Here is a 23,391-nt window from a genome sequence, read left to right as displayed (position 1 = left end):
TAGGCCCGCGTCCAACCGGTGTCAAGCGTCACCATTCGGCGTGTCCGAGTGATGTTTTCGCACGTCAGGAGGTCACTCTTGTGTTTCGATCGAGTTTCGATACTATCGGACCATGCGTCGAGCCACGTTGGCCACGATTGCTGCAGCAGCGGGGGTGTCTCTCCCGACGGTGTCCAAAGTCCTCAACGGGAAGGACGACGTCGGCGCGGAGACCCGGGCCCGGGTGCGGCAGCTCCTAGCCGAGTATGACTACGTGCCGGTCGGGTCCCGGAGGGCCTCCGGCCACCTGCTGGTGGACCTCGTGTTCACCGCCCTGGACAGCCCCTGGGCGGTGGAGATCATCCGTGGCGTCGTCGACACCGGGCTGCACGTCGTGGTGTCGTCCACCGACAAACCCCGTCAGCACACGTCGTGGGCGGCGTCGCTGGTCGAGGCCAGGCGCGCGGGCGCGCTCCTGGTCACCTCCCAGCTGACCGCCGCCGACCGCCGCGTGCTGGCCAACTCCCGCATCCCCGTCGTGGTCATCGACCCGGTCGACCTGCCGCAGCCGAACGTGCCCAGCGTCGGCGCGACCAACTGGGCGGGTGGCCTGGCCGCCACCGAACACCTCCTGCGCCTCGGCCACCGCCGGGTCGGCGTCATCGGCGGACCGGCCGGCATGCTGTGCAGCCGCGCGCGGGTCGACGGCTACCGCGCCGCGCTGGACCGCGCGGGCATCGCGTTCAACCCCGAGCTGGTCAAGCACGGGGACTTCAAGCACGAGGGCGGGTTCCGCCGCGCGGCCGAGCTGCTGGCGCTGCCGGACCGGCCGACGGCGATCTTCGCCGGCAACGACGAGCAGGCTTTGGGCGTGATCGAGGCGGCCCGCGTGGTCGGGCTGTCCGTGCCGCACGACCTGAGCGTGGTCGGCTTCGACGACCTGCCGGTCGCGGTGTGGTCCTCGCCCGCCCTCACCACCGTGCGCCAGCCGCTCACCGAGATGGGCCGCCACGCGGGCCGCATGCTCGCGGACCTGATCGCGGGTCGCCCCGTGGAGACCGAACGGGTGGAACTGGCCACCGAACTCGTCGTCCGATCGTCAACGAAGGAGCCGCCGTGCTGAACCCCTGGGCCGATCCCGGAAGGCCGACCGGTGAGCGGGTCGCCGCCCTGCTGGCCGAGCTGACCCTGGAGGAGAAGCTGGCCCAGCTGGTGGGCGTGTGGGTGGGAATCTCCGAGGGTGAGGAGGTCGCCCCCGCGCAGCACGAGTTCGCCGAGCCGCTGCCGCCGTGGGACGAGCTGACCAAGCCCGGCCTTGGCCAGCTGACCCGCGTGTTCGGCACCGGGCCGGTCGAGCCGCTGGTCGGCGCGAAGGTGCTGGCCGAGACGCAGCGCAAGCTGGTCGCGAACACCCGGTTCGGCATCCCGGCCATGGCGCACGAGGAGTGCCTGGCGGGCTTCACCGCGTGGCAGGCCACCGTGTTCCCCATCCCGCTCGCGTGGGGCGCCTCGTTCGACCCGGTGACGGTCGAGCGGATGGCACGCGAAGTGGGTCTCGTGATGCGCGACGTCGGCGTCCACCAGGGGTTGGCCCCGGTGCTGGACGTGTCGCGCGACCCGAGGTGGGGACGCACCGAGGAGACCATCGGCGAGGACCCGTACCTCGTCGGTCTCCTCGGTGCCGCCTACACCAAGGGCCTGGAGTCCAGCGGGATCGTCGCCACGCTCAAGCACTTCGCGGGCTACTCGGCCTCGCGCGGCGGGCGCAACCACGCGCCGGTGCACATGGGCCCGCGCGAGTTCGCCGACGTGGTGCTGCCGCCGTTCGAGATGGCGCTGCGCCTGGGTGGCGCGCGTTCGGTGATGAACTCCTACGCCGAGGTCGACGGCGTGCCGGCGGGCTCGGACCCGACCCTGTTCACCGACCTGCTGCGGGACAAGTGGGGCTTCACCGGCGTCGTGGTCGCCGACTACTTCGCGGTGTCGTTCCTGGAGACCGCGCACGGCGTCGCGGGCTCGCCCGGTGAGGCCGCCGCGCTGGCGCTGGCCGCCGGCATCGACGTCGAACTGCCCAGCGTGCGCTGCTACGGCGAGCCGCTGGCCGAGCTGGTGCGGTCCGGCCAGGTCGACGAGGCGCTGGTGGACCGCGCGGTCGTCCGCGTGCTGACCCAGAAGTGCGAGCTCGGCCTGCTCGACGAGGGCTGGCAGCCGGACTCGCCCGCGGTGCTGCGCGGCGAGCCGGTCGACCTCGACCCGCCCGCGCTGCGCGACCTGGCCCGCACGATGGCCGAGCGTTCCGTGGTGCTGCTGGACAACGCCGCCGACCTGCTGCCGCTGGCCGACACCGGCAAGCTCGCCGTCGTCGGGCCGTGCGCGGACGACCTGCTGGCGCTCATGGGCTGTTACGCGTTCCCGAACCACGTGGGCGTGCAGCACCCGGACGTGCCGCTCGGCGTCGACATGGACACGATGGTCCAGGCCGTGCTGAAGGAGTTCCCGAACGCCGAGGTCTCCACCGCCAAGGGCTGCGAGGTCGACGGCGCCGACCGGTCGGGCATCGAGGACGCCGTCGCGGTGGCGCGCGAGGCCGACGTGGTGCTGGCCGTGCTCGGCGACCGGGCCGGGTTGTTCGGCCGCGGCACGTCCGGCGAGGGCTGCGACGCCGAGGACCTGAACCTGCCCGGCGTGCAGGGCGAGCTGCTGGAGCTGCTGCTGGCGCTGGACGTGCCGGTCGTGCTCGTGCTGCTGACCGGCCGCCCGTACGCGCTGGGCCGCTACGTCGAGCCCGCGGGAGAGGCCGCGCGGCCGGCCGCGGTCGTCCAGGCGTTCTTCCCCGGCGAGGAGGGCGCGGGCGCCGTCGCCGGCGTGCTCAGCGGGCGCGTCAACCCGTCCGGCAAGCTGCCCGTGCAGGTGCCGCGCGGCTCCGGCGGCCAGCCGACCACCTACCTGCACCCGCCGCTGGGCGGTCCGGGCGGGGTCAGCTCGGTCGACCCGTCGCCCGCCTACCCGTTCGGGCACGGCCTGTCGTACACCACGTTCGAGCTGTCCGACTTCACCGGTGGCGCGGAGTTCCCGGCCGACGGCGAGGTCGAGGTGTCGTGCCTGGTGCGCAACACCGGCGACCGGTCCGGCGCCGAGGTCGTCCAGCTCTACCTGCACGACCCGGTCGCCAGCGTGACCCGTCCGGTGCGCCAGCTCGTCGGCTTCGCCCGGGTCGAGCTGGCGGCGGGCGAAGCCACCGAGGTGACGTTCCGGCTGCACGCCGACCGCACCTCGTTCACCGGCCGCGACGGCAAGCGGATCGTGGAGACCGGCGAGGTCGTGCTCCAGGTCGGCTGCTCGAGCAAGGACATCCGCTGGGAGCACTCGGTGCCGGTCACCGGCGAGCAGCGCGTGGTCGGGCACGACCGCGTGCTGGTGACCCCGGTGACCACCACGTCCCGCTGACCTGCTGACCCTGTCGACCCCCGGTGACCACCACGTCACGATGAGGTGACCATGAGGTTAGTGCCCTTGCTGGTGCCGCTGGCGCTCCTCGCGCCGGCGGCGCCGGCGGCGGCGACACCAGCCCCGAACGGCCCGACCGGGGTCGAGGGGTACGTCGTCGACCGACCGGGACCGGGACGCTTCCCGTTGGCGTCCCGGGGCAAGGCCGCCGCCCTCGTGGTCAGCGACGCCGACCACCCCGGCGTCGTGCGGGTCGTCGGCGACCTGCGTGACGACGTCGAGCGCGTCACCGGCGTGCGGCCGGAGATCACCTCGGCGCCGCGCGGCGACGTGGTGATCGTCGGCACGGTCGGCCACAGCCCGTTGATCGACGACCTGGTCGAGCGCGGCAAGCTCGACGTGTCGGGCATCGAGGGCCGGTGGGAGACCTCGCTCCAGCAGGTCGTGCACAACCCGATGCCGGGCGTGCGGCGCGCGTTCGTCATCGCCGGCAGCGACCAGCGCGGCACGATCTTCGGCGCGTACGACGTCTCGCGCGAGATCGGCGTGTCACCTTGGTACTGGTGGGCCGACGTCCCCCCGGCCCACCGCACCGAGTTGCACGTCCTGCCGGGCAGGCACGGCCAGGGCACGCCCGCGGTGAAGTACCGCGGGTTCTTCATCAACGACGAGAACCCGGCGCTGGGCCGTTGGGCGCCGAAGCACTTCGGCGCCGGTCACGCGCCGGGCTTCCCGGCCGGCTTCAACCACCACTTCTACGCCAAGGTCTTCGAAACCGTGTTGCGGCTCAAGGCCAACTACCTGTGGCCCGCGGTGTGGGGCCGGGCGTTCGCCGAGGACGACCCGCTCAACCACGCGACCGCCAAGGCGTACGGCGTCGTCATGGGCACCTCGCACGAGGCGCCCATGATGCGCGGCATCGAGGAGTGGAACCGGCACGCGAAAGCGGGCACGGGCGACCCGTACGGCGGCAACGGCGAGTGGAGCTTCCGCCGCAACCGCGCCGCCGTCGAGCGGTACTGGGCCGACGGCGTGCGGCGGATGAAGGACGAGGGCTTCGAGGGCGTGGTCACCCTCGGCATGCGCGGCAACGGCGACGTGAGCCTGCCCGACGGCGACGGCATCGAGCTGATGCGCGAGATCCTCGCCTCGCAACGGGAGATCCTGGCCGCGGAAGGCATGTCCGACGTCCCGCAGGTGCAGACCCTCTACAAGGAGGTCCAGCGCTACTGGGACCAAGGGCTGCGCCCGCCGGACGACGTGACCGTCGTGTTCGCGGACGACAACTGGGGCAACATGCGCAAGCTGCCCGACCCGTCGTTGCCCGAGCGCGCCGGTGGTTACGGCCTCTACTACCACTTCGACTACGTGGGTGGCGGGCGCAACTACAAGTGGGTCGACACCAACCTGCTGCCGAACGTGTGGGACCAGCTGCACCAGTCCTACGAGTACGGCGTCGACCGGCTGTGGGTCGTCAACGCGGGCGACGTGAAGGGCAACGAGCTGCCGTTGCAGTTCTTCCTGGACTACGCCTGGGACCCGGGGCGCTGGCCGGTGGAGAAGCTGGGGGAGTGGGAGGAGCGCTACGCGGCGCAGAACTTCGGCTCGCGGCGGGCCGGTGAGATCGCGTCGGTCCTGCGCGAGTACGCCAAGCTCCAGTCCGACCGCAAGCCGGAACTGCTCAACCGCAAGGCGACCGCCGTCGGGACCGCGATCACGTACGACGACCAGGCGTCACCGTTCAGCCTGACCGACTACCGCGAGGTCGAACGCGTCACCGGGCAGTGGCAGCGGTTGGCGGACGAGGCCGAGCGGATCCGCGGCACGTTGCCGCCCGCGTCGCGCGACGCCTACCACCAGCTGGTGCACTACCAGGTGAAGGCGACGGCGAACCTGTACGCGTTGCGGCTGGCCGAGTTCACCAACCTGCTCTACGCGAGGCAGGGGCGTGCGTCGGCGAACCCGCTGGCGGACGCCACCGACGCGCGGTTCGCCGAGGACCAGGCGATGTCGGACCACTACAACACCGTGCTCGCGGGCGGGAAGTGGAACGGCTTCCAGACCCAGCCGAAGATCGGCTACGGCGACGTCGCGCGGTACGGGCCGAACGCGCCGTGGCAGCAGCCGGAACGGGACCACGAGGTGCTGCCGGACGAGGTGTTCCCCGCCGTCAAGCGGGTCGACCTGCCGCGGGTGGCGGAGATGGGCGTGGCGGTCGACGGCTCGGACCAGTGGTGGCCGGCCGCACCCGGTCGGGCGACGCTGCCCGCGTTCAGCCCGTACCAGTCCCAGCCGGGGCAGTACGTGGACGTGTTCAACCGGGGCGCGATCCCGTTCGACTACTGGGCGACGCCGGGCGCGGCGTGGCTGGAGGTCGACCGGCCGCACGGCACGGTGCACGACCAGGTCCGGCTGACCGTACGCGTCGACTGGTCGCGTGCGCCGAAGGGGCGCGTCGAGGCGCCGATCACGATCACCGGCGCGGGCGTGTTGGTGACCGTGCGGGCGGTGGTCGAGAACGACCTGGTGGCGCCGCGGGGTTTCGTGGAGGCCAACGGCTACGTGTCGATCGAGGCCGCCAACGCGACCCGGGTCGTGGACGGCGACGGCGTGCGGTGGCGGCGGATCCCCGACATCGGCCGCACCGGTGACGGCATGGAGCCGTTCCCGGTGACCGCGCCGAGCCGTGAGCCCGGGTCGCCGACCGGGCCGCGGCTGGAGTACGAGCTCACCGTGCGGGCCGACGGGCCGGTGACCGTGTGGGCGTACCTGTCGCCGCGCAACCCGGTGCTGTCCGGGCCGGGACTGCGGTACGCGGTGTCGTTCGACGACCAGCCGCCGCAGGTCGTCGACATCACCGCGGCCACCGGCGCGAACGACACCACCATGAACCGCCAGTGGGAGCGCAACACCTCGGACAACGTCAACAGAACCGCCACCGGGCACCGGCTGGACGCGGGCGCGCACACGCTCAAGTTCTGGATGGTCGACCCCACCGTGGTGGTCCAGAAGCTGGTCGTGGACACGGGAGGTCTCAGGTCGAGCTACCTGGGGCCTCCGGAGAGCCGCCGAGTCCACTGACCGGGCTGGGGCGTGAGGGGGGCTATGGCGGTGGTCCCCCTCACGTCCCGCCTTGACTCACAGGTGAGCGCGAAGGTGGCGGAGCTTGCGCTCGTCGTGCACCCGCGGCGTGGTGTGGCCGCTGAACGGGAACACCGCCATCTCCTTCGGCGCGGTGATCTCGTTGTAGGCCGCGTACACCGTGGACGGTGGGCACACCTCGTCCATCAGGCCGACGCTCAGCAGCGACGTCGCGGTGATCCGCTTGGCCAGCAACGCGCCGTCCACGTACCGCAGCGTGTCGCGGGCGGCGGGGATCAGGTCGACGTGCTGCGCCAGGAACTTGGCGATCTCCGCGTACGGCTCGGCGTCGGTCAGGGTGATGGCCCGCTGGAAGTCGCACAGGAACGGCACGTCCGCGTGGCAGACCTTGACCGCCTCGCCGTTGAGCGCGGCGGCGGCCAGCGCCAGCCCGCCGCCCTGGCTGCCGCCGGACACCGCGATCCGCGTCTCGTCCACCCCGTCCAGGGAAGCGGCCACCTCGACGGCACGGGCCGCGTCCACCATCAGGCGCGTGACGTAGTAGGTCTCGGGGCTGGCGATGCCGCGCGTCATCACGCCGGGGTGCTCGGGGCCCGCGAAGCCGGAGTCCGGGGTGGCGCCGAGCGTCCACCGACCACCCTGGCCGCGGGTGTCCATCACGAACACCGCGTAGCCGACCGACGGCAGCAGCGCGTGCTCCGAGGGCAGGCCGCGCCCGCCGCCGTACCCGATGTAGCAGACGACGGTCGGCAGCGCCTCGACGCCGGCGCCGGCGGGCCGGATGTACCAACCGCGCACGCGGTCGCCGCCGTACCCGGAGAACTCGACGTCCCAGACCGCGAGCGGTCCGTAAGCGTCGGCCGCGTACGGGGTGAGGACCGGTGGCAGGGCGGCGGCGTGCGCCTCGTCCAGCCGGGCCTTCCACCACAGGTCGAGGTTGTCCGGCTCGACGGTGTCGGTCCGGTACAGAGCCAACTCCCGCTCCGAGAGGTCGAACCAGGGCACGGCGGTCCCCTTTCGCAGAATCCGTTAAGCGCTTAATTACCCTACCGGGTTGAGCCGTGCGCACCGCGGCTAGACTCGATGATCACCGACCGAGGAGGCGCGGGTGGTAGGTGGTAAGCGTCCGACCATCTCGGACATCGCCAAGGCCGCGGGCGTGTCCACCGGCGCGGTCTCCTACGCGCTCAACAACCGGCCGGGCGTCTCAGAGCCGACACGTCGTCGGATCATGGACATCGCCGACCGCCTCGGCTGGGTGCCCAGCAGCGCCGCGCGGTCGTTGAGCGACGGTCGGGCGAACGCGATCGGGCTGGTGGTCGACCGGCCCGCGCGGGTGATCGGCGTCGAGCCGTACTTCATGCAGCTGATCTCCGGCATCCAGGACGCGCTCGCGGGCGGGCCGACGTCGTTGCTGCTCCAGGTGACGGACAACTCGGCGGCCGAGCTGGCGGCGTACCGGCGGTGGTGGGGCGAGCGGCGGGTGGACGGCGTGCTGCTGGTCGACCTGGTCCAGAACGACCCGCGGGTGGATCTGGTGCGGGAGCTGCGGTTGCCGGCGGTCGTGCTCGGCGAGCCGGTCGTGCCCGACCTGCCGTGCGTGTGGACGGACGACGAGCTGGCCGTGGCAGAGGTGCTGGAGTACCTGGTCGCCTTGGGGCACCGCCGCATCGTCCGGGTCGCGGGGCCGACGAAGTTCGTGCACACCCAGACCCGTTCCCGCGCGTTCACCACGGCCGCCGCGCGCCTGGGCCTGCCCGACGCCCGCGTCGTGCACGCCGACTACTCCGACGAGGCCGCCGCCCGCGTGACGCGGCGGGTCCTGACGAGCGGCATCGCGCCCACGGCCTTGGTGTTCGACAACGACGTGATGGCCGTGTCCGCTTTGGGCGTGGCCCACGAGCTGGGCCTGTCGGTGCCCGACCAGCTGTCCCTGGTCGCGTGGGACGACTCGGCCCTGTGCCGCCTGGTCCGCCCGGCCCTGTCCGCGGTCCGCCGCCCGATCGCCGAACGCGGCGCCGCCGCCGTGCGCCTGCTCCTCGACGTGATCAACGGCGCCCCTCCGGAACAGGTGAAGACCTCGGACCCCGAACTGGTCCCCCGCTCCAGCACCTCCCACCCCCCACTCTCCTGACCCGCGGGAGTCCTACGTTCGCGTCGCGAGAGTCCTACGTTCGCGACCCGTGAATTCAACGCTCGGACGTGCCAGTTCCCGCCCGATGCTCCAGGTCGGGTGGCGTGAGCGTTGAACTCAGGGGTCCTGAACGTAGGACTCTCGCGGCTTGAGCGGAGGACTCTCGCGGTGGTGGGGGTGGTGTGGCGGGGCGGGGTGGGGGAGACTGGCGGTGGCGTTCTGGGAGCGGTTCCAGAAGGTCGCTGAGGTGTGTCCGTTGGCGGGGTGTCGGGATGGGGGAGCGGTGGGAGTCGGTGACGATGACACCGTTGACACTTAAGCGGTTAATTGCTTTGGTGTTGAGGCCTGCCGCAGGCAGGCGCGCTGCCCTGCGCTCGCTACGTCAACGTCGACAACTACGCGAGGTACATCCATGCGCAAGCGATTCGCCTTGGTGGGCGCCGCCGTCGCCGCCTTGGTCCTGTCACTGCTGACCGTGACGCCGGCACACGCCGCGGCCGGGTTCACCGTCAGCAACGGGCGTCTGCTCGACGCCAACGGCAACGACTTCGTGATGCGTGGCGTGAACCACGCGCACACCTGGTACGCCGACCGCACCACCCAGGCGCTCAAGGACATCAAGGCCACGGGCGCCAACACGGTCCGCGTGGTCCTCAGCTCCGGCGACCGGTGGACCCTCAACACCGCCTCCGACGTCACCAACGTCATCAGCCAGTGCAAGGCCAACAAGCTCATCTGCGTGATGGAGGTGCACGACACCACCGGCTACCAGGAGCAGAGCGGCGCCGTCAGCCTGGCCCGCGCCGTGGAGTACTGGAAGAGCATCAAGAGCGCCATGGCCGGCCAGGAGAAGTACGTCATCCTCAACATCGGCAACGAGCCGTGGGGCAACACCGGCTACACCGGCTGGACCCAGGCGACCAAGGACGCCATCACCTCGCTGCGCTCGGCCGGCTTCGAGCACACGATCATGGTGGACGCGCCGAACTGGGGCCAGGACTGGGCCTTCACCATGCGCGACAACGCCGCCTCGGTGTTCGCCGCCGACCCCCAGAAGAACACGGTGTTCTCCATCCACATGTACGGCGTGTTCGACACGGCCGCCGAGATCAACGACTACCTGAACCGGTTCGTCACGGCGAAGCTGCCGATCGTGGTCGGCGAGTTCGGCCACGACCACTCCGACGGCAACCCGGACGAGGACACGATCTTCGCCACCACCCAGTCGCTCAAGCTCGGCTACCTCGCGTGGTCCTGGTCGGGCAACGGCGGCGGCGTCGAGTACCTCGACATGGTGACCGGCTTCAACGCTTCCCAGCTCACGAGCTGGGGCCAGCGCGCGATCAACGGCGCCAACGGCATCAAGGCGACCTCGCGCGAAGCCAGCGTGTACGGCGGCGGCACGACCGACCCGACCCCGCCGTCCACCCCCGGCACCCCGACCGCGTCCGGCGTCACGTCGTCCGGCGTCACCCTGTCCTGGGCCGCGTCCACCGACAACGTCGGCGTGACCGGCTACGACGTCGTCCGCGTCAACGGCACCACGGAGACCGCGGCGGCCAGTTCCGCCACGACCACCGCGACCATCACGGGCCTGTCGGCGAGCACGACCTACACGTTCGCCGTCTACGCCCGCGACGCGGCGGGCAACCGCTCCACCCGATCCGGCACGGTCAACGTCACCACCCAGGCCGGCGGCGGCACGGGCGCCTGCGCGGTCACCTACAAGGTCGCGGGCCAGTGGCAGGGCGGCTTCCAGGGCGACGTGAAGATCGCCAACACCGGCACGACCGCCGTGAACGGCTGGACGTTGCGCTGGACCTGGGCCAACGGCCAGACGGTCAGCCAGTCCTGGGGCGCCACCACGACCCAGTCCGGCTCCACGCTGAGCGCGACCAACGTGTCCTACACCGGCGCCATCCCGGTGAACGGCTCGGTCAGCTTCGGCTTCATCGGGTCGTGGAACGGCACCAACTCGGCGCCCACCGCGTTCACCCTCAACGGCGCCACCTGCACGACGGCCTGAAGGAGACCGCGATGTCGAGAAGGGCCGCTGTAGCGGCGTTGTCAGCGGCGTTGGCCACGCTCGTCGGCCTGTTGGTCGCCGCACCCGGTCAGGCGGTCGAGGCCGCCGCGCCGACGCGGATCATGGCACTGGGCGACTCGATCACGGGCTCGCCGGGCTGCTGGCGCGCCCTGCTGGACCGCGACCTGCGCGCGGCCGGGCACACGAACATCGACTTCGTGGGCACCCGCGCCGGTGACGGCTGCGGTTTCGCCTACGACGGCGAGAACGAGGGCCACGGCGGCGCGCTGGTCACGGCGGTGGCCGACCAGAACCAGCTCGTCGGGTGGCTGGCCGCCACCAACCCGACCGTGGTGCTCATGCACTTCGGGACCAACGACGTCTGGAGCAACCGGTCGACCGCGACCATCCTGGCCGCGTACGGCAAGCTGGTCGACCAGATGCGCGCCAACAACGCGAGCATGAAGGTGGTCGTCGCCAAGATCATCCCGATGGCGGCGAGCGCCTGCGCGGAGTGCCCCCAGCGGGTGGTCGACCTGAACGCGGCGATCACGGGCTGGGCGGCGGGCAAGTCCACCGCCCAGTCGCCGATCACCGTGGTCGACCAGTGGGCCGGGTTCAACACCGCCACTGACACCTACGACGGCGTTCACCCGAACGCGTCCGGTGATCGCAAGATCGCGAACAAGTGGATCCCGGCCGTGGTGTCCGCGCTCAACGGCACCACGCCCACGTCCACGACCACTACGACAACCAGCACGACGACCACGACCACCACGACTTCCGTCCCCGGCGGGTCGTGCGACGTCGAGATCAAGGTCGTCAACCAGTGGCCGGGCGGGTTCACGGTGGAGATCACCATCCGCAACGGCGGCACCTCGCCGAGCCGCGGTTGGCGCATCGGGTTCACGTTCAACGCCGGGATGTCCCTCAACCAGGGCTGGAACGGCACCTTCACCCAGAGCGGCACGGCGGTGACGGTGTCCAACACGTCCTGGAACGGCGGCATCCCGCCGGCGGGCTCGACCAAGGTCGGGTTCAACGGCACCGGTGACGCCACCGGCTGGGTGCCGGTGCCGATCTGCACGCTGTCCTGACCGGACCTCGCGGGTGTGCCCGGCACCGGGCACACCCGCGAGCCGTCACCCCGCGACGTGAGGACCGGGACGACACGCTGGTGGCGCCGTTCCCGTGCCGCCATCCGGCGCTGCCACCAGAGCTGAAGCCTGCCTCGGCTACTCGCGCCGACGTCGCGCGCGGTGGGCGGTGTGACCACAGCCGGTACCCTCGGTAGGGGGTGGTGCGTCGTGACCGAGCGCAAACCGGCCGGTGTCGGCTTCGAGACCTGGATCGAGCGGCAGATCCGCGAGGCGCAGGACCGCGGTGACTTCGAGGACCTGCCGGGTGCGGGCCGGCCGTTGAAAGGGCTGCACGAGCCCCACGACGAGCTGTGGTGGGTGAAGGAGAAGCTGCGCCGCGAGGAGGGCACCGCGCTCCCGCCGACGCTGCTGCTGCGCAAGGAGGCCGCCGCCGCGCGCGAGGCCGCCGGCAGGGCGCGCACCGAGGCCGAGGTGCGGTCGGTCCTGGCCGACATCAACGCGAAGATCGTCGAGGCGATCCGCAAGCCGATGTCGGGACCGCCGCTGAACCTCATGCCGTACGACGTCGAGCACGTGGTGCGGCAGTGGCGGGCCGACCAGGTCGACCGGGGCTGACCGGGCCACTCTGCGACGCCCAACTCCTCCAGCGGTCCTGGGGCGTCGTCCATCGGCGGCGAAGAAGTCGGTCACGGCCTGCTTGTGCCGGCGGGCCACGGCGTTGGCCTGGGTGGGTGGCGACCTCGAGCTCGGTCGCCGTGGCGACCAGGGGGCAGCCGCGGTAGGCCGGTTGCCCGGTCAGCCCGTCCTGCGCGTGGAACACGTGCAGGATCCGCTCGCGCGGTGCGCCGCCGTCCGGGGAGCAGCGCGGCGTCGTGACGCTCGGAAGCGGCACTGACCGGTCCACAGTGGACTCACCGCTCACCCGGACCGCGCGGGTCGAGCGCAGCATCCGGGCGACGGCGCAGGGGCCAATGCGCGCCCCTGACGGCGGCTCCCGTCAGGGTGGCGGTGCTGTCACCCTGGGTACCCCGCAGCCACATGCCAGTTGGATCCCTTCCACCGCTCTAGTGGAATTGCGAGGTGCGGCGATGGCAGAACCTCAGCACGTCCCGGCACACATCGGGGTCGAGGACGTGGAGCGCTTGGCGGCCGAGACCGAACGCCTGCGCGACGTGGACTACCGGCGGGGCGGCGGCGCGTGCCGCGACTCGGCGGTCGAGTGCGCGACGCGTTACGACCGGCTGCTCGACGTCGCCGCTTCGGGCGCGGTGCGCGAGCGGCTGCTGGTGGCGTTGGCCGACCTGCACAACCTGGCCGCGTGGACGTGCTTCGACACCGGTTTCGAGGTGGCGGCCTCGCGCCACTGGGACCGGGCGCTGGGCATGGCGGTGGAAGCGGGGCGCCACGACCTGGCGGCCAACGTCCACTACCGCGTCGGCCGGATGCGGCTGCACGGGGGCAGGCGGCGTGAGGCGCTGGAGGCGTTCGCAGCCGGGTTGGTCGCGGCCCGCCGGGCGGGTTCACGGCGTGCCGTCGCGATGCTGCGCGCCAACCAGGCGTGGGCGCACGCGGGGTTGGGCCACAAGGACGAGGCGGTGCGGCTGCTGGCCCTGGCGCACGACGAGTTCGCCCGCGCGTCCGACCCGGCACCGGGATGGGCGCGCTTCTTCGACGAGACGGACCTGTGCGGGTTGACCGGCGTGGTGCTGACCGACCTGGCCCGAACGGTCGACCCGTCGCGCACCGCGCCCGCGATCGACTCGCTCACCGCCGCCGTGGCCGGCTACTCGGAGGCCATGACGCGCAGCCGCGCGTTCAGCCTGATGGCGTTGGCCGCCAACCACTTGGTGGACGGGGACTTCGACCACGCGGCCGAAGTGGGCGGGCGGGCCCTGGCGCTGGCGGCCACGATCCGCTCGACGCGCGTCGCCGACCGGCTGCGCCCGCTGCGCCACCTGGCCGACCGCCACCCGGGCAACCCGCACGCCCGAGCCCTGTCCGCCCGGATCGGCGCCTTCACCCCGCCGGTCTGACGCCCCACCGGCGCCGCTTCGGCCTCGCCCGCGTCCCGCCGGCACCGGTTCCACCGTCCACACCGCCCCCGACCCGCCCAGGGTCGGGAGCGGCTCGCGTCCGGCCGGACGCCCCAGTGGTCCGGTCGCGCCATCGAATTCGACTCGAATTCGACGGCGCGTCGAACCGGGTCGTCGAACGGCCGTCGAACGAAGTTACGTCGTTGACGTGTGCCGGACACTTTCGCAATACTCTGTTCGCACATCTGGAACGTGTTCACATTTATGAACAAATTCGCCGGGGAAGGCCCCTCGTCATGCGGATACTCAGTACTGCGCTCGTGCTTTCCTGCGCCCTTGGCGTGATCGCGGCGGCACCCGCGCACGCAGGCCATGACCTGGGGAGACAGGTTCTCCAACCCGGTGACGGCTGGGCTTCGAGCGGTGCCGGCACGACCGGTGGGTCGGCCGCGGCCACCGAGCACGTCGTGCGCACGGCGGCGGAGCTGCGGGCAGCCCTGGCGTCGCCCGCGCCACGCCTCATCAAGGTGCGCGGCGTAATCGACTTCAGGGCTGATTGCGCAACGTATGCCACGGACGGCTACACGCTCGCGGGCTATTTGGCCGCATACGACCCCGCCGTTTGGGGGCGTGACACCGAGCCGAGCGGCCCCTTGGAGGACGCCCGCGCGGCGTCCGCCCGCCGCCAGGCGGAGGCCATCGCGCTCAACGTCGGCTCCGACACCACGATCGTCGGCGACGGCAAGGGCGCGGGCATCACCGGCGCGAACATCCGCATCCACGGCGCGAGCAACGTGATCGTCCGCAACCTCACGTTCCGCGACACGCGGGACTGCTTCCCGCAGTGGGACCCGACCGACGGCGCGACCGGCAACTGGAACTCCGACTACGACGCGGTCTCGCTGAACCGCGCCACGAACGTGTGGGTCGACCACAACACGTTCACCGACCAGCCGTCCCCGGACAGCGCGGCGCCGACCTACTTCGGCCGCCCCTTCCAGCAGCACGACGGCTCGCTCGACATGACCAACGGCACCGACCTGGTCACCGCGTCGTACAACCTGTTCACCGACCACGGCAAGACGATGCTCATCGGCTCGTCGAACACCTCGACCACCGATCCCGGCAAGCTGCGGATCTCGGTGCACCACAACGTGTTCCGCAACGTCGAGGAGCGCCTGCCGCGCGTCCGGTTCGGCCAGGTGCACGTCTACAACAACCTGTACGAGCCCGGACCGACGTTCAGCTACGCGTGGGGCGTCGGCGTGCAGTCGAAGCTGTACGTGGAGAACAACTACGTCAAGCTCGCCAACGGCGGCGCGGTCGAGGACCTGATCTACAACTGGGGCGGCACGGCCATCACCGAGGTCGGCACGCTGGTCGACGGCCGGCCGGTCGACGTGCTCGACGCGTTCAACGCGGCCGACCCGACCGCGCCGCTCGCCGGCGACGCCGGCTGGACGCCCGAGTTCACCCGCGGCCTGGAGGCCACGTCCCGGGTGAAGAACCTCAAGGCGGGCGCGCAGCAGCGCGAGCGCTACCACGTGGCCAAGGGCACGGACTTCGACACGGTGCAGGCCGCGATCGACGCCGCGCCGCCGGGCACCACCATCACCATCGGCAAGGGCGTGTACCGCGAGGTGATCCGGGTGCCCGCGACCAAGCCGGACCTGACCCTCAAGGGCTCCACCGGTACCGCGCGCGACGTCGTGATCGACTACGACAACGCCAACGGCACCAAGAAGCCCGACGGCACGACCTACGGCACCACCGGCTCGGCCACCGCGACCATCGAGGCCGACGGCTTCACCGCGCGCGACCTCACGTTCAGCAACTCGTTCGACCGCGCCGCCCACCCCGAGATCACCAACACCCAGGCCGTCGCGGTGAAGGCGACCGGCGACCGGCAGTACTACGACCGCGTCCGGTTCCTCGGCCACCAGGACACCCTGTACGCCGACACGCGCGCCGTGGGCACGAAGGCCCGCCAGTACTACCGGGGCGGCGAGGTCGTCGGCGACGTCGACTTCATCTTCGGCCGCGCCACCGCCGTGTTCGACCAGGTCACGATCAAGGCGCTCGACCGGGGCGGCGACCCCAACGGTTACCTCACGGCCGCCAGCACGCGTCGCGACAACCCGCACGGCTTCCTGATCATGAACTCCACGATCCTGAGCGACGCGCCCGCGGGCACCTACTACCTCGGCCGGCCGTGGCACCCCGGCGGCGACCCGGACGCCATCGCCTCGGTCGTCATCCGCGACACCAAGCTGCCCGCCGCGGTGAAGACCGCGCCGTGGACCGACATGTCCGGCTTCTCCTGGCGTGACGCCCGGTTCGCCGAGTTCCGCAACTCCGGCCCCGGCGCCACCGCCGGCCCCGACCGGCCGCAGCTGACCCACGACCAGGCGGCACAGCACACCCTGCGCGCGTACCTCGGCGACTGGAACCCCGCATGAGGACACGCACCTGGACGCCCTACGCGCTGATCGCACCGACGCTGGTGCTGATGGCGATCTTCCTGGTCTACCCGATCGGGAGCGTCGTCTACTACAGCCTCCAGCGGTACAACGTCACGCAGCCGTGGAAGAACGGCTTCGCGGGGCTGGACAACTTCAAGCAGATGCTGTTCGACGACCCGCTGTTCTGGCAGAGCCTGGCGTTCAGCGCCAAGTGGGTGGTCGTCGAAGTCGGCCTGCAACTGCTGCTCGGCCTCGTGCTCGCCCTGATCGTGAACGAGACGTTCATCGGCCGGGGCATGGCGCGGGCGCTGGTGTTCTCGCCGTGGGCGGTGTCCGGCGTGCTCACCACGGGCATCTGGATCCTGCTGCTCAACCCGTCGACCGGCATCTTCCAGGAGCTGTCGAACCTCGGCTTCGGCTCGCCGGGCACCTCGGTGCTCGGCAACCCCGACACGGTGTTCGAGGCCCTCGTGGTGACCGAGCTGTGGCGCGGCGTGCCGTTCTTCGCGATCCTGCTTCTCGCCGACCTCCAGAGCATCCCCAAGGACCTCTACGAGGCGGCGTCCGTGGACGGCGCGAGCCGGTGGCGGCGCTTCACCAGCGTCACCCTGCCGCACCTGAAGGACGCGATCATCCTGTCGACGCTGCTGCGCGCGGTGTGGGAGTTCAACAACGTCGACCTCATCTACACCCTCACCGGCGGCGGTCCCGCGAACCAGACCACCACGCTGCCGCTGTACGTGGCCAGGCAGGCCGTCGACTCGCACAACTTCGGGTACGGCTCGGCGCTCACCGTGGCCGGGTTCCTGATCCTGTTGTTCTTCTCGATCGCCTACCTGCGGTTGTCGAAGTTCGGGAGTCGTGCATGACCGAGACGTTGACCCGACCGCCGGTGGACACCGCGCCGCCCCGGCAGCCGACCAAGCGGCGTCGCCGGGCGGTGGCCGAGGAACCGGGCAAGCCGTGGATGATCCACGTGCCGCTGGCGCTGTACCTGCTGTTCACGCTCATCCCGTTCTACTGGATGCTGGTGTTCGCGGTGCGGCCCGCCGGCTCCACGCAGCTCGTGCCGTGGCCGATCTCGTTCGAGCACTTCGACACGGTGTGGAACGACATCGGGTTCGGCATCTTCTTCTACAACAGCGTGGTCATGGGCCTGGGCGTGCTCGTGTTCGTGACCATCCTGTCGGTGATGGGCGGGTACGCGCTGGCGCGGTTCAAGTTCCGCGGCCAGCGGGCGTTCCTGCTGGCCATGCTGTGCAGCCAGTTCATCCCCGGCGCGATGATGCTGATCCCGCTGTTCGTGATCTTCAAGGGGTTGGGGCTGCTCAACAGCATCACCGGCCTGGTCATCGCGGAGGTGGCGTTCCAGCTGCCGCTGTCGCTGATCCTGATGAGCGGGTTCATCCGCAACATCTCGGTGGAACTCGAAGAAGCCGCCATGGTGGACGGTTGCTCGCGCCTGCGCGCGTTCTTCGCGGTCGTCCTGCCGCAGCTCAAGCCCGCCCTGGTGGCGGTCGGGTCGTTCGCGTTCATCGGCGCCTGGAACCAGTTCCTGTTCGCGCTGATGTTCGCGACGAAGCAGGACAAGTTCACCCTGCCGGTCGGCCTGAGCTACACGTTGGGTGAGTTCAACACCGACTTCGGAGCACTCGCCGCCGGTGGCGTGGTCGCCGCCGTGCCGGTGGTCCTGGTTTTCGCCGTCGTGCAGCGGTTCCTGGTGCAGGGGCTCAGCGCCGGGGCTGTCAAGGGATAGGGAGCATCATGAGAAAACTGCTGGTCGCCGTGGCCGCCGCTGCCCTGGCGCTGTCCGCCTGCTCGTCCGAGGGAGGTGCGGGCGCCGACGGGAACGTCACCATCACGTTCTGGGACAACAACGGCGGGCCTGCCCGCGAGCCGATCTACAAGGAGCTGATCTCGCGCTTCGAGAAGGCGAACCCGACCATCAAGGTCGAGTACGTCGGCATCCCCAGCGCGTCGGTGCAGCAGAAGTACGACACCGCCATCGCGGGCGGCGAGACGCCCGACGTCGGCGGCGTGACCACGTCGTACCTCGCGCACCTGGTCGGTCAGGAGGCGCTGGCGCCCCTCGACGACCGCATCAACAGCGGTCCGCTGAAGGACAAGCTGCTCCCGTCGCTCGTCGAGACCGTCCGCCAGACCGCGCCGGACGGCAAGCTGTACCTCGTCCCGTCCTCGGCCAACATGGACATCGTCTGGTACCGCACGGACTGGTTCAAGGACGCGGGCCTGGAGGCGCCGAAGACCTGGGACGAGTTCATCACCACGGCCACCAAGCTCACCGACACGGGCGCGAACAAGTACGGCTACACCATCCGCGGCGGCGCGGGCTCCGTGTTCCAGCTGATCACCGAGGCCTACGCGTACTCCGGCGTGGACAGCTTCTTCAAGGACGGCAAGAGCACCCTCAACGACCCGGCGAACGCCGAACTCGTCGACAAGGTCGCCGACCTGTACAAGAAGGCCACCCCCGAGGCCGACGTCAACAACAACTTCACCCAGATGATCGCCCAGTTCACCGGCGGCTCGGTGGCGATGATGCACCACAACCTCGGCTCCTACAGCGACGTCACCAAGGCGTTGGGCGACAAGGTCGCCGCGATGCCGCTGCCGGTCGGCCCCAGCGGCAAGCGGACCGTCGTGCCCAACCCGACCGACGGCTTCGCGGTGTTCAAGAACAGCGAGAAGCAGGACGCGGCCTGGAAGTTCGCCGAGTTCCTCACCTCGGCCGAGTCCAACAGCTACTGGAACGAGAAGGTCGGCCAGATCCCCGCCAACACCGACGTGCGCAGCGCGGCGTGGATCGACTCCGCGGCCCACGTGAAGATGGCGCTCGGCGTGCTGGAAGACCCGGCCACGGTCCTCGTGCCCGCGCCGGTCTACCTGCCGCAGTACTCGTCCATCACCAAGACCGACAGCGAGCCCCAGTACCAGAAGGTGCTCCTCGGCGAGCTGACCGGCCAGCAGTTCCTGGACGACATGGCGAAGAAGCTCACCGAGGCGCAGAAGGAGTGGGAAGACCGCAAGTGACTCCTTCCCCGCCGGCGGGAGGCGATTCCCGCCGGCGGGGAGGGCTCCAGGATCCACCACCGACCGCGGAGGGCAGGGACACGTGCCGGCTCACGTCAGCTCCGCCCGCGGCGACCGGCGTGTCCTCCGCCGCGGCGCAGCGGGTGTGGCGCCCGCGGCCGAACGTGCGCGTCACCGTGGCCGCCCGCCCGGAATCGGGCCGACCGCGGCACCGGCACGCCGTTCGCACACTGATCACCTGAGCGAGGGGATGTCATGAACAGGGCTCCGTCCCACCCGGTCGAGACCGGTCGTCACGCCGAAGGCCGCGACAGCCTGCGGAGGTCGCGGTGATCGAGCGCGTCGAGGTGTCGGTGTTCACGACGACCGCGTGGACGGCGGTGGACCCGCACGGGCACCGCCACCCGAGCGCCGAGCACGAGGTCCGCGAGGCGCTGCTCGAGATCACCGACTCCGACGGCGTCGTCGGACGCGTCCAGGTGCACCCCGACCAGGTGCGCCCCGCCGTGCTCGACTCGATCGTGAAGCCCGTGCTGATCGGCGCGGACCCGTGGGACCGGGAAGGGCTGTGGCGCAAGATGGCGCGCAAGCAGCGCGGCTCCCACGGCCGGTTCACCGACCGGGCGCTCGGCTACGTCGACACCGCGTTGTGGGACCTGGTGGGCAAGAAGGTCGGGCAGCCGGTGTGGAAGCTGCTCGGCGGCGCCCGGTCCCGCGTCCCGGCCTACGCCAGCACCATGTGCGGCGACGAGATCCCCGGCGGGTTGAGCACGCCCGGCGACTACGCGTCGTTCGCGAAGCAGTTGGTGGAGCGCGGCTACCGGGCGATCAAGCTGCACACGTGGATGCCGCCGGTGCCCGGCGCGCCCAGCGTGCGCGCGGACATCGCGGCGTGCGAGGCGGTGCGGGAGGCCGTCGGGCCCGGTGTCGAGCTGATGCTCGACGCCAACCACTGGTACTCGCGCACCGAGGCGCTGGCCCTGGGCCGGGCGTTGGAGGAGCTGGACTTCTACTGGTTCGAGGAGCCGATGGAGGAGGCGTCGATCAGCTCCTACCGGTGGCTGGCCGAGCAGCTGTCCATCCCGGTGATCGGCCCGGAAGTGGCGTGGGGCAAGCACCTGACCCGTGCCGAGTGGATCACCTCCGGCGCGTGCGACATCCTGCGCGCGGGCCCCACCGACGTCGGCGGCATCTCGCCGACGGTGAAGGCGCTGCACCTGGCCGAGGCGTTCAACGTGGACTGCGAGATCCACGGCGACGGCTCGGCGAGCCTGGCCGTGCTCGGCGGCACGGACAATGGCCGCTGGTACGAGCGCGGCCTGCTGCACCCGTTGCACGACTTCGACCGCGTGCCGCCGCACCGGCTCGCGATGGCCGACCCGCTCGACGCGGACGGGCACGTCACCCTGACGTCCTCTCCCGGTCTCGGTGACGAGTTCGACGTCGAGCACATCCGCAAGCACACCGTGGAGAGGTGGTGAGTCCGGTGTAGGCCTTCGGTCGCCGCCACGTGCAATCCCGCCGCCGGTTCCCTTTTCATCCACAGTCGTATGGAGGAAACCGCATGTCCCGCAAGATCTCCCGCGCGCTGCTCGCGGTGTCGGCCCTGGCCGCGTCCGTGATCATGGCGCCCTCGGCCGGCGCCGCCCACTTCAACCTGGAGGGTTGGGGTACGCAGTGCGGTGGCACCACCGGTGGTTCCGGTGGAGGCACGGTGACCGTGAGCGACGCGACGTCGTTCATCAACGCGGCCAAGTCGACCACCACTCAGACCATCCGGGTCTCGGGCACCATCACGCTGTCCAGCATGACCAAGGTCGCGTCGAACAAGACGGTCATCGGGGTCGGCTCGGGCGCCACCATCGCCGGGCACGGGCTGAACGTCGCCAACGCGTCCAACGTCATCATCCGGAACCTGAACTTCAGGGACTGGTCCGACGACGCGATCAACGTCCAGTACTCGACCAGGGTCTGGATCGACCACAACAGCCTGCGCAACGGCAACGACGGCGCGATCGACATCAAGCGCGCGTCCGACTGCGTGACGGTGTCGTGGAACAAGATCAGCGACCACGACAAGTCCATGCTGCTCGGCCACGACGACGGCAACGGCAGCGAGGACCGCGGCAAGCTGCGCGTCAGCTACCACCACAACTGGTTCGACGGCACCAACCAGCGCCACCCGCGGGTCCGCTTCGGCAACCCGGTGCACGTCTACAACAACTACTACGGTGGCGTGACGTCGTACGGCGTCGCTTCCACGATGGAAGCCGGTGTGCTCGTGGAGTGCAACTACTTCGAGAACACCGAGGACCCGTTCCACCGCGGCGAGGGCTCCTCGCCCGCCGCGAACCTCGTGGCCCGCAACAACCACATGGTGAACTCGGGTTCGGGCCAGCAGGGCGGCTCCGTCAAGGCGATCCCGTACGGCTACGTGCTCGACTCCTGCTCCGGCGTGAAGTCCGTCGTGACCAGCGGCGCGGGCGTGGGCAAGGTCGGCTGAGCCTTCGGCTCGCGACCGGTGTCGGATCGGCGGCCCCTGGCGACTCTCCCCGCCAGGGGCCGCCTCCCGCGCGTGACCGGGCGGCTGGGCGAACCGGTGCGACGTCGGTCGGCGGTCACCGCCCCGAGACGAAGTCGGAGATGTTCTGCAGCAGGTTCGCCACTCTCCGGTACTCCTTCGCGCTCCAGCCGAAGAGGATCAACCTCGTCGTTCCGCTCGCCGAGGTCATCTCGATCCAGTTCGACGGGGGTCTTCTTACCGAAGGCGCCCCGGCGCTCCGGTGGGTGAAGCTGAACTCGCCCATCCGCGCGTAGGGCAGCCGGATCCGCACGATCTCCTCGCCGCGGTAGTACCCCTTGCTCGTGTGCAGGTAGCCGCTGTAGTGGAGGGCGGTGTCGGTGAACAGGTAGAAGGAGTTCGGCTTGACCCCGTTGAACCAGTCCTGCACCGTGGACTCCCAGCAGTCGACCAAACCGATGATCTTCTCGTCGGGGTCGAGTTCGGGAATGGCGAAGCGGTGCGCCGCGGCCCTCGCGGCCGAGTCGACGTGGAACCGCCGCTGGTCGCGATCGAATTGCCGTAGCAGGTCGCCCACGCGCCCGGCGATCTGCTTCGACGTGTAGACGGCACTCGCCGCGGGTTCGTCCGGCGTCGGCGTCGAAGGCGTGGGCGTGCTCTCCCGGGTCGGGGCATCGGCGGGCAGGGCGTCGCGGATCCCGGCGAGGAATCGCCGGACCTGGCCGTAGACGAGGGCGTCCCGGTCGGCCGGCTTGCAGATCGCGAAGTGGTCGGCGTCCACCGGGATCGGCCCCGCGCCGACCAGGCCGGGGTCGGCCGACCCCGCGTCCACGATCCGCACGCCCCGGGTCGTGTGCGCTTCGAAGAACACCAGGTTCCGCGCGCCGGACCGGTGCGCCCAGTCGCGGTACCGCACGTTCAGGTCCCGCAGGTAGGCGCTGTTGGGCTCCAGGTCCGCCACCGCCGCGGTCAGGCGCAGTCCGAGCCCCAACCGCTTGAGGTAGCCGGCCATGTCGGCGCCGGTGTGCGGGGTGGCCAGGAACACCACGCCCCGGGCGGCCTCCGCGAACGACCGGTACGCGGGACTGCCCTCCGCGTGCAGCAGCACCTGCTTGGCGAGCAGCCCGCCCATGCTGTGGGTCACGAACACCAGCGGACGCTCGCCGACGCCCTCGTTCTGCAACCGCGCCAGCACGTTCACCGCGCGGTCCTGGATCGGCATCGCCCGCCCCAACCACCCCGACGGCGACGCGTCGTACCCCACCGACCACACCCCGACCCCTGGCACGTCCGCGCCCAGCCAACCCGGCCAGAACGCCTCGCCCGCCGACCACGTCGTCCGGGCGTTCCCACCCAGCCCGTGCAGGAACACCACGTCCAGCACCGGCGCCTCGGGCGCCGACACCCTCACCACGTCCGTCACCGTCGCCCCTCACCCAGCCGAGCAGGACAAACCCCCGCCCGGCGGCGCGAGCGGTCACCGGACGTCACAGTCGAGATCGATGGCGAGCGCCGTGCCATTACAAGGACCCGCTC

Annotated in this window: 16 protein-coding genes; 14 read left to right on the top strand and 2 right to left on the bottom strand. The window is 70.8% G+C overall.

Annotated features, from left to right (window positions below):
* Positions 1–112: 112 nt before the first annotated feature.
* From AB0H12_RS02100 to AB0H12_RS02090, 3 genes are read left to right on the top strand one after another with little or no spacing between them, the layout of a single operon-like run.
* On the top strand, positions 113–1,102 hold the full coding sequence (locus AB0H12_RS02100) for a LacI family DNA-binding transcriptional regulator (RefSeq protein ID WP_053716050.1): 990 nt from the start codon (positions 113–115) through the stop codon (positions 1,100–1,102).
* On the top strand, positions 1,096–3,426 hold the full coding sequence (locus AB0H12_RS02095; RefSeq protein ID WP_499620142.1) for a beta-xylosidase/alpha-l-arabinosidase: 2,331 nt from the start codon (positions 1,096–1,098) through the stop codon (positions 3,424–3,426). The genes AB0H12_RS02100 and AB0H12_RS02095 overlap by 7 nt, the downstream gene beginning before the upstream one ends.
* Positions 3,427–3,477: 51 nt before the next feature.
* Positions 3,478–6,507, top strand: coding sequence for a glycosyl hydrolase 115 family protein (locus AB0H12_RS02090; protein WP_499620141.1), 3,030 nt, complete (start codon positions 3,478–3,480; stop codon positions 6,505–6,507).
* A gap of 57 nt (positions 6,508–6,564) precedes the next feature.
* Here AB0H12_RS02090 and AB0H12_RS02085 read toward each other — a convergent pair whose 3' ends face one another.
* Positions 6,565–7,533 carry an acetylxylan esterase gene (locus AB0H12_RS02085; RefSeq protein ID WP_499620140.1) on the bottom strand — a complete coding sequence of 323 codons (969 nt, stop codon included), beginning with the start codon at positions 7,531–7,533 and terminating at the stop codon, positions 6,565–6,567.
* A gap of 103 nt (positions 7,534–7,636) precedes the next feature.
* On the opposite strand from AB0H12_RS02085, the gene AB0H12_RS02080 reads away from it, so the two are divergent.
* The 11 genes from AB0H12_RS02080 (at position 7,637) to AB0H12_RS02030 (ending at position 21,837) form a co-directional block, all read left to right on the top strand.
* Positions 7,637–8,662 (top strand): LacI family DNA-binding transcriptional regulator, encoded by a 1,026-nt coding sequence (locus AB0H12_RS02080; protein WP_499620138.1) that lies wholly within the window; start codon positions 7,637–7,639, stop codon positions 8,660–8,662.
* Between the two features lie 412 nt (positions 8,663–9,074).
* On the top strand, positions 9,075–10,688 hold the full coding sequence (locus AB0H12_RS02075; protein ID WP_499620136.1) for a cellulase family glycosylhydrolase: 1,614 nt from the start codon (positions 9,075–9,077) through the stop codon (positions 10,686–10,688).
* Positions 10,689–10,699: 11 nt separating this feature from the next.
* The gene (locus AB0H12_RS02070; RefSeq protein WP_499620134.1) at positions 10,700–11,785 is read left to right on the top strand and encodes a cellulose binding domain-containing protein; all 1,086 of its coding nucleotides are present in this window, start codon (positions 10,700–10,702) and stop codon (positions 11,783–11,785) included.
* Between the two features lie 210 nt (positions 11,786–11,995).
* A complete protein-coding gene (locus tag AB0H12_RS02065) occupies positions 11,996–12,403 on the top strand; it encodes a DnaJ family domain-containing protein (protein WP_499620133.1) in 408 nt (135 codons plus the stop codon).
* Positions 12,404–12,660: 257 nt separating this feature from the next.
* A complete protein-coding gene (locus AB0H12_RS02060; RefSeq protein ID WP_499620132.1) occupies positions 12,661–13,821 on the top strand; it encodes an NsdA family TPR-like regulatory protein in 1,161 nt (386 codons plus the stop codon).
* Between the two features lie 467 nt (positions 13,822–14,288).
* A complete protein-coding gene (locus AB0H12_RS02055; RefSeq protein WP_499620131.1) occupies positions 14,289–16,280 on the top strand; it encodes a pectinesterase family protein in 1,992 nt (663 codons plus the stop codon).
* Positions 16,277–17,152 carry a carbohydrate ABC transporter permease gene (locus tag AB0H12_RS02050; protein WP_499620130.1) on the top strand — a complete coding sequence of 292 codons (876 nt, stop codon included), beginning with the start codon at positions 16,277–16,279 and terminating at the stop codon, positions 17,150–17,152. Before AB0H12_RS02055 ends, AB0H12_RS02050 begins: the two co-directional genes overlap by 4 nt.
* Positions 17,149–18,039, top strand: a complete 891-nt coding sequence (locus AB0H12_RS02045; protein WP_499620128.1) for a carbohydrate ABC transporter permease — start codon at positions 17,149–17,151, stop codon at positions 18,037–18,039. Before AB0H12_RS02050 ends, AB0H12_RS02045 begins: the two co-directional genes overlap by 4 nt.
* 8 nt (positions 18,040–18,047) lie before the next feature.
* Positions 18,048–19,334: an ABC transporter substrate-binding protein gene (locus tag AB0H12_RS02040; RefSeq protein ID WP_499620127.1), complete on the top strand. Its 1,287-nt coding sequence runs from the start codon at positions 18,048–18,050 to the stop codon at positions 19,332–19,334.
* Between the two features lie 329 nt (positions 19,335–19,663).
* Entirely contained in the window at positions 19,664–20,815 is a 1,152-nt protein-coding gene (locus tag AB0H12_RS02035; RefSeq protein WP_499620125.1) for an enolase C-terminal domain-like protein, read from the top strand.
* Positions 20,816–20,898: 83 nt separating this feature from the next.
* Positions 20,899–21,837, top strand: a complete 939-nt coding sequence (locus AB0H12_RS02030; protein WP_499620124.1) for a pectate lyase family protein — start codon at positions 20,899–20,901, stop codon at positions 21,835–21,837.
* A gap of 115 nt (positions 21,838–21,952) precedes the next feature.
* Here AB0H12_RS02030 and AB0H12_RS02025 read toward each other — a convergent pair whose 3' ends face one another.
* On the bottom strand, positions 21,953–23,278 hold the full coding sequence (locus tag AB0H12_RS02025; RefSeq protein ID WP_499620122.1) for an esterase/lipase family protein: 1,326 nt from the start codon (positions 23,276–23,278) through the stop codon (positions 21,953–21,955).
* Positions 23,279–23,391 lie beyond the last annotated feature (113 nt).

Source organism: Actinosynnema sp. NPDC023794, from assembly GCF_040639675.1.
Classification (GTDB): domain Bacteria; phylum Actinomycetota; class Actinomycetes; order Mycobacteriales; family Pseudonocardiaceae; genus Actinosynnema; species Actinosynnema luteola.
The sequence above is the reverse complement of the archived record's forward strand: the minus strand, read 5'-3'. Positions and strand labels throughout refer to the sequence as shown.